The sequence below is a fragment of the Glycomyces lechevalierae genome (assembly GCF_027622945.1).
Lineage (GTDB): Bacteria > Actinomycetota > Actinomycetes > Mycobacteriales > Micromonosporaceae > Glycomyces > Glycomyces rutgersensis.
Genome location: NZ_JAPZVQ010000009.1, coordinates 44,384 through 51,091 on the forward strand (window position 1 = coordinate 44,384; position 6,708 = coordinate 51,091).

The 6,708-nt window shown below is 70.5% G+C and carries 7 protein-coding genes; 3 read left to right on the forward strand and 4 right to left on the reverse strand.

Annotation, left to right across the window (positions count from 1 at the left end; all coding sequences use genetic code 11):
* Window positions 1–6: 6 nt before the first annotated feature.
* On the forward strand, window positions 7–648 hold the full coding sequence (locus tag O2L01_RS15165) for an AMIN-like domain-containing (lipo)protein (protein WP_270122803.1): 642 nt from the start codon (window positions 7–9) through the stop codon (window positions 646–648).
* A 56-nt stretch (window positions 649–704) separates the two neighbouring features.
* Here the strand turns inward: O2L01_RS15165 and O2L01_RS15170 are convergent, their stop codons facing one another.
* A complete protein-coding gene (locus O2L01_RS15170) occupies window positions 705–1,610 on the reverse strand; it encodes an NAD-dependent epimerase/dehydratase family protein (protein ID WP_270122804.1) in 906 nt (301 codons plus the stop codon).
* A gap of 105 nt (window positions 1,611–1,715) precedes the next feature.
* Between O2L01_RS15170 and O2L01_RS15175 the strand changes: the two genes are divergently transcribed.
* Window positions 1,716–2,276 carry a TetR family transcriptional regulator gene (locus O2L01_RS15175; RefSeq protein WP_270122805.1) on the forward strand — a complete coding sequence of 187 codons (561 nt, stop codon included), beginning with the start codon at window positions 1,716–1,718 and terminating at the stop codon, window positions 2,274–2,276.
* A gap of 7 nt (window positions 2,277–2,283) precedes the next feature.
* Here O2L01_RS15175 and O2L01_RS15180 read toward each other — a convergent pair whose 3' ends face one another.
* From O2L01_RS15180 to O2L01_RS15190, 3 genes are all read right to left on the reverse strand, one after another.
* Complete coding sequence (locus O2L01_RS15180; protein ID WP_270122806.1) at window positions 2,284–3,534, reverse strand: hypothetical protein; 1,251 nt, start codon at window positions 3,532–3,534, stop codon at window positions 2,284–2,286.
* A gap of 100 nt (window positions 3,535–3,634) precedes the next feature.
* Window positions 3,635–4,198: an HD domain-containing protein gene (locus O2L01_RS15185; RefSeq protein ID WP_270122807.1), complete on the reverse strand. Its 564-nt coding sequence runs from the start codon at window positions 4,196–4,198 to the stop codon at window positions 3,635–3,637.
* Between the two features lie 126 nt (window positions 4,199–4,324).
* Window positions 4,325–4,897 carry a TetR/AcrR family transcriptional regulator gene (locus O2L01_RS15190; protein ID WP_270122808.1) on the reverse strand — a complete coding sequence of 191 codons (573 nt, stop codon included), beginning with the start codon at window positions 4,895–4,897 and terminating at the stop codon, window positions 4,325–4,327.
* A gap of 156 nt (window positions 4,898–5,053) precedes the next feature.
* Between O2L01_RS15190 and O2L01_RS15195 the strand changes: the two genes are divergently transcribed.
* A complete protein-coding gene (locus O2L01_RS15195) occupies window positions 5,054–6,625 on the forward strand; it encodes a carboxylesterase/lipase family protein (protein ID WP_270122809.1) in 1,572 nt (523 codons plus the stop codon).
* The last annotated feature ends 83 nt before the right edge of the window (window positions 6,626–6,708 follow it).

The following is a 6,708-nucleotide window of genomic DNA, read 5'->3' on the forward strand; positions in this document are numbered from 1 at the left end:
TGGTGTATGAGACGAAACATTCTCGCAGCGGTTGCCCTCGCACTGGCAATGCTGCCTGCAGCCTGCGGGGACGACGATGCCGACGAACCCTCGCCGAGCCCCACGCCCACAACGGAATCCACTACGGCGGAGGACGGCGGCACGGGGACGCCGAGCCCGCAGACCACCGAGCCCGAACCCGAGCCCGAGCCGACCTCATGGCCGACCGACGACGTGTCCGCAGCGTTTTCCGGAACCGTCCCGCCGGTGCCGATCCTGTTGGACCTTCGAGTGGGCAGCCATCCGGAGGACGGCTACGACCGGGTCGCCTTCGAATTCGACACGCTGCCCGGCTACGAGATCGGCTACCGCACCGACATCGTCTACGACGGATCCGGCGACTCGGTCGACCTGCCCGGCGACGCGTTCATCCAGCTCGTCTTCAACCCCGCCCAGGCACACGACGACCAGGGCGAGCCGACGCTGACCGACCCGCCGACCGATCCGGTCACCGTCGATGCGGGGAGTCTGGAGGCGTACGTGCTCAACGGCGACTTCGAGGGGACCGTGTCGGTCGCGCTCGGCCTCGACGAGAAGGCCGGCTTCCATGTGGACGACTTCCAGGCCGACAACGGCGATTACGTCGTCTACATCGACATCGCGCGCTGAGCGCCGTCCCGACCGGGACCGGAGCCGCCGGGCCCACCGCCCGGCGGCCGCTTCCCCTACTTGAAGTAGTGCCCCTGCTCGAGATCGGCGAGCAGGCTCGGCCCGTTCGGCTTCCAGCCCAAGAGTTCGCGGGTGTAGTCGCTCGAAGCCCCGCGGTCGACGGCCGCGAAGGCGCCGAGCCAGCCGAAGTGCGCGATCGCCTCATCGCCGGGCACCGAGACCGTCGGGATGCCGAGCCCGGCGCCGACGGCCGCCGCGATCTCGCGGAACGGCACGCCCTCGTCGTCCACCGCGTGCAGCACCGATCCGGCCGGGGCCTTCTCGATCGCGAGGCGGAACACGGTCGCGACGTCGGCGAGGTGCGCGGCCGGCCAGCGGGCCGAGCCGTCGTCCACATGGCCGGAGACGCCGCGGCTGCGGGCGATCTCGACAAGGACCGTGAGGAAGCCGGGGTCGTTCTCGCCGTGCACGATCGGGACCCGCACCACCGAGGAGCGGACGCCCTGGTCGGCGAGGTCGAGCACCGCTTGGGCGTTGGCGAGCCGGACGGCGGCGCCCGAACCCTCGCCCAGGTCGGGGCGGTCGTGCTCGGTCGCGACCTCGCCGGGGGCGGTCTCGAGGGCGCCGGAGGCGATGGTGAAGGCCTTGCCGGTGCCGCGCAGCGCCTCGCCGAACGCGTCGATGGCGGTCCGGTCGGCGGCGGCCGCGGCGGGGAAGTCGCCGCTGAAGGCGATGTCGTGCTTGAAGGCGAGGTGGATGACGGCGTCGGCGTCCGCGGCGGCGTCGCGCAGCAGGTCGAGGTCGTCGATGGTGCCGATCCGGGCCTGCGCGCCGGCGGCTTCGAGGGCTGCGGCCTTGGCTTCGGAGCGGGCGAGGCCGACCACGTCGTGGCCGGCGGCGATGAGGTCGGGGACGACGGCCGAGCCGATGAAGCCGGTGGCGCCGGTGACGAATACGCGCATGGGGTTCCTCCTTGCGACCGGTGGTCCCTGGCCGGGACCACCTGATGTCAGTTCCTGACATCAACGTATCTCATGTCAGTCACTGACGTCAACTAGAATCGTGCCATGGCCAGATGGGAACCGAATGCGCGCGGACGACTCGAGGAGGCCGCCCTCGACCTCTTCGGCGAGCGCGGATTCGAGCAGACGACCGTGGCCGCGATCGCCGAGCGCGCCGGGCTCACCGAGCGGACGTTCTTCCGGCACTTCAGCGACAAGCGCGAGGTGCTGTTCGGCTCCGAGCCCATGAGCAGCGCCATCGCCGAATCGGTGGCCGCCGCGCCGGAGTCGGCCAGCCCGTTCGAGGTGACCGCCGCGACCATCGCCGATCTCGCCGAGGCACTGGAGGGCCGACGCGAGCGGGCACTGCGCCGCCGGGCGGTCATCGCCGCCAACCCCGAGCTTCAGGAGCGCGAACTGGTGAAGCTGGCGCACATGGCGGCGGGCCTGGCGGCGGCGCTGCGCGAACGCGGCGTTCCCGACTTGGCCGCGGCTCTCGCCGCCGAGACCGGCCTCGCGGTCTTCCGGGTCGCGTTCGAGCAGTGGGTGAACGGTCCTGACACGCCGGGGCTCCCGGCGCTGATCCGCAGCGGCATAGACGAACTCAGGAACATCACCGCCGAATGAGACGGCGTCATCCCGCGGTTTCGGCTGCGAGCCTTTCGAACTCGGCGGCGATGTCGGCGTCGGTCTGGGCGTAGGTCTCGGCGCATCGGCGCAGGCCGTCGGCGTGGCGGCCGATCGAGGCGCCGAGCAGGCCGGTGAGGTTCGCGAGTTCCGCGCAGCCCTCCGTGAAGGCCTCCGCGAAGAACAGGCCGGGCAGGCCCCAAGTCATCTCGGCTGTGCCCGCTTCGCCTGCGGCCGTGGCGATCGCCTCGGCGTTCGGCGCCAGGTCGTCGAGGGCGGCGGCGGCCGCCTCCAGCTCGTCGGGTTCGACCTGCCAGCGAGTGGCGTCGCCGACCATTGTGGAAATCGAGGGAGCGTCTCCTCCCGCATCGGCGACGTGCCCGTAGACGTCGGCGGCCGCGCCCTTCGCCGAGTCGACCACGGCCGCACCGGCGGTGGACAAAAGCTCCTTCCAGAGCCGGTACTCACCGGCGGCACGGTCGACGACCGGATTGGCGCGCAGGAACTTGAGCAGCTTCATGAAGATCTGCTGCGCGAACTGGAACTTCCTGGTGGCCTTGAGCAGCATGCGGGACGCGGAGACGACGGCGTCCATGAGGAACGCGGCGACCGAGGCGCCCGCAGTGGGCACGCTCGCGGCGAGAGCGACGATCCCGCGCGTGACGGCCCACGTGACGAGCTCGGTCAGGACCGCCTTGATGACCTCGTAGATCGTCTCGGCGAGCATGCGCGCCCAGTCGAGCAGCGCGGCGACGTCCTTGGCGCGCTGACTCATCGATCCGGCGGTCGCGGCGAGTCCGCCGATGGCGTTGCCGGCCGCGGCGGCGGCTTCACCGTCCCATGTGGTCATATTGGCGTCCGCCGCGTTCGCGATCTCGCCGTCGAGCGCCTCGAGCGCGGCCTCGACCTGGCCGAGGACGTCGATCTGGCGCTGCATCTCGGTGGCGTCGCCGGAGACCATCATGAGCAGGTCGTCGAAGGGCTGCACCAGGTCGAGGACGATGGTGAGCCCGGCGCCGACGAGCGTGCCGATCGGATCGGTGAGGACGCCCATCACGTCATCGCCGAGTCCTTTGATCTCGCCTCCGATGCTGAACGCGGTGCTCAGTGCACCTTCGCCGCCGGCCTGCTTGACCGCGTCCGCCGTCGCCGTGTACCGACTGACGAACGGCACGTCGGTCCACTGTGTTCCCGACTCCTCCGCTTCGACCGCTTCGTAACGGGTGATGTCGGAACCGTGAAGGTCGGTGTCGCTCAAGGCAAGTCCCATCGAGTGAGGAGTCAGTTCACTCGAACCCTATGGACCGCTGGGAGGTTTGGGCGGGAATGACACGTTTGGCAGGCGTGTCAGGTCGCGCTCAATCGCGTGGAGGCTTCTGCCAGGCAAGGGGGTCGGCGGTGAGGACGGCTTCGGCGATGGCGCGGGCGGATTCGGTCTTGAGGGCGTTCATGCTGCTGCTGATCCACTCCTGGACTTCGGCACCGGTGTGGCGGTATTCGACGGCTTGGATCAGGCATTCGAGCCTGTCGGCGTCTCTGGCGCAGCGCGCTTCGAGGGTGTCGCCGGATTCGAATTCGGCTACGGCGCTCGAGATGAACGCGGCGACGGGCGCGGGGGTGTCGGCGACCTGGTCGGCGACGATGTCCTCGGCGGGCGCGGCGGTGAGGTAGCGGCGGCCGATGTGCGGGATGTCGCCGATGCGGGTCTCGGGGGTGTCGTGGAGCGCGCCGAGCAGCGCGGTCCGGTTGGGGTCGGCGCCTTCGAGGGCGGCGAGGATCATGCCGACGAGCGCGGTGCGGTGGGAGTGCTCGGCGACGCTCTCGGGGTCCTTGATCTGGGCGAACCACCAGCCGGTTCGCTTGATGCGCTTCAGGTTCCCGGCTTCGAGCAGGTACTTCGCGATGCCGTCCATGTCGGTCATGGCCGCTCCCTCATCATGCGCCGCGACACGACCACCGCGCCGCGCACCGAGCGTAACCGTTCCAAGCATGGTCCGCGCGCCTAGCTCCGCTGAGCGCCTGCTGGGCACGGTGCTCTGGTCCGAACCTCAGTCGAGGGTGGCGGTGAGGGCTCGCAGGCCGGCGGCGATGGCCTTGGGGTCGGGGGCGTTGTCGGGGTAGGACATCCATTGCATGACGATGCCGCTGACGAGGGCCAGTTGGACGGCGCCGACGGTGCGGATGGTCTCGGCGTCGATGGTCTCCTCGATCTCGCCGGTCGCGAGGGCGGCCATCGCGGCGAGGGCGCCGGGCTGGCCCTTGGCGTAGACCTCGGCGAGTTCGGGGATGCGCTGCGCCTGCATGAAGAGCTCGAAGCTGGCCATCCACATCGTCTTGTTCGCCTTGATGTGGTCGATGAGCAGATTCCAGACCGCTTCGAAGCGCTTGGGCCCCTTGGGCTCATCGAGCTTGGCGAGCTGGGCCTGCAGGCCGGCGTCCCAGTCTTCGAGGGAGGCGAAGAGCGCCTGCTGAAGCAGGGCCTCGCGGGAGCCGTAGTGGTAGCCGATCGCGGCCATGCTCACCCCTGCGGCGGTGGCGATGTCGCGCACGGTCGTGCGGTCGTAGCCCTTCTCGAGCAGGCACTGCTTGGCTCCGTCGAGGAGCGCTTCCCGGTTTCCCATGGGGCTGATCCTAACAGCGACCTGCACGTTTGCCTAGCGCGAACGTCTTGCGCAAATTTCTTAGGCATTCGCCTTGCGCATCTGCGCAAATCCTTGGTACGGTTCTGCCAGACGCGGATCAACCCCGTTCCGCAGCAATCGAAAGCGAGCACCCCCATGGCCCTCCCCAAGACCGTCAAGACCATCGCCGCGAGCCTCGCCGCCGTCGGCATCACCGCCGCCTCGATCGCGTGCGGCACGACCGCCGCCTACGCCTCCCCCGCCGACCCGACCCTCGTCGACACCGACCTCGGCGCGCTCCAGGGCAGCGCCGACAACGGCGTCCGCTCCTGGCTCGGCGTTCCCTACGCCGCCCCGCCGGTCGACGAACTGCGCTGGGCCGCACCGGAACCCGCCGAGCCGTGGGAGGGGGTGCGGCAGGCGACGGAGTTCGGCAACGTGTGCGCTCAGGGCGCGGCCCCGATGCCGGGCATCCCCAGCACCGACGAGGACTGCCTCTACCTCAACGTCTACGCCCCCGAGAAGAACGCCGACGACCTGCCCGTGATGGTCTGGTTCCACGGCGGCGGCAACACCTACGGCGCCGCCGAGCAGTACGACCCCTCCCGCCTGGTGACCGAGGGCGACGCGGTCGTCGTCACCGTCAACTACCGGCAGGGCCTGTTCGGGAGCATGTCGCACCCCGCACTCGACGAGGACGGCGAGACCACCTCGGGCAACTACGGCCTGCAGGACCAGCAGGCCGCGATGCGCTGGGTCAAGGACAACGCCGAATCCTTCGGCGGCGACGCCGGCAACGTGACGATCTTCGGCGAGTCCGGCGGCGGCTACGACGTCTGCGCGCACCTCGCCGCCGAGAGCTCGGCGGGCCTGTTCGACAAGGCGATCGTGCAGAGCGCGCCCTGCGGTTCCGATTGGGCCCCTTCACGAGAGGAGGCCCAGGCCCGCGACATCGCGATCGCCGACTCGCTGTGCCCCGAGGCCGAGGACGTCGAGGCCTGCCTGCGCGGTCTCTCCCCCGAGCAGTTGAACGCGGCCACGGCGGGCCTGTTCGAGGTGCAGCCGGCCGTCGGCGGGCCCGTCATGCCCGTCGCCACCGCTGACGCGATCGCGTCCGGCGACGTCAACGAGGTGCCCGTGCTCATCGGCATCAACCGCGACGAGAACCAGCTCATGACCGCCGGCGTCGAAATGCTGACCGGGCACGAGATGACCGACGAGGAGTACGCCCCGGCCCTGGTCGACCAGTTCGGCGCGGACGCCGAGGCGATCGCCGCCGAGTACCCGCTGAGCGACTACGACCACCCGGCGAAGGCCCTCGCGGCCGTGCAGACCGACGCCGACTGGGCCGCCGACACCGCGACCACGGTGGACGCGCTCGCCGGGCAGGTCCCGACCTACGCCTACGAGCTGTCGGTGAGCGGCACCCCGTACTTCACCTTCGCCGAGGCGCCGGCCTGGGAGATGGACGCCTTCCACATGGTCGACGTCGCGTTCCTCTTCGACACCACGATCTTCGAGGACCGCAGCGCCGAGGTCGAGCCCCTCGCGGACCTGATGGTCAAGTCCTGGACCACCTTCGCCCGCACCGGTGACCCGGACGGCCGCGGCCGCTGGCACGAGGCCGAAGGCGGCTGCGGCTTCCGGCAGCTCACCGTCGAAGGCGCACGGAACGTCGACTTCACCGCGGAGCACCGCCTGGAGTTCTGGGAGTCCCTGAACGCGTAAGCGCTGCGCAGCGGGGGGGGGCGGGGGGGCCGCCCCCCGGGGCCGGGGCCCCGGGGGGGCGCACCGCGCGGGGGGGGCCCCGC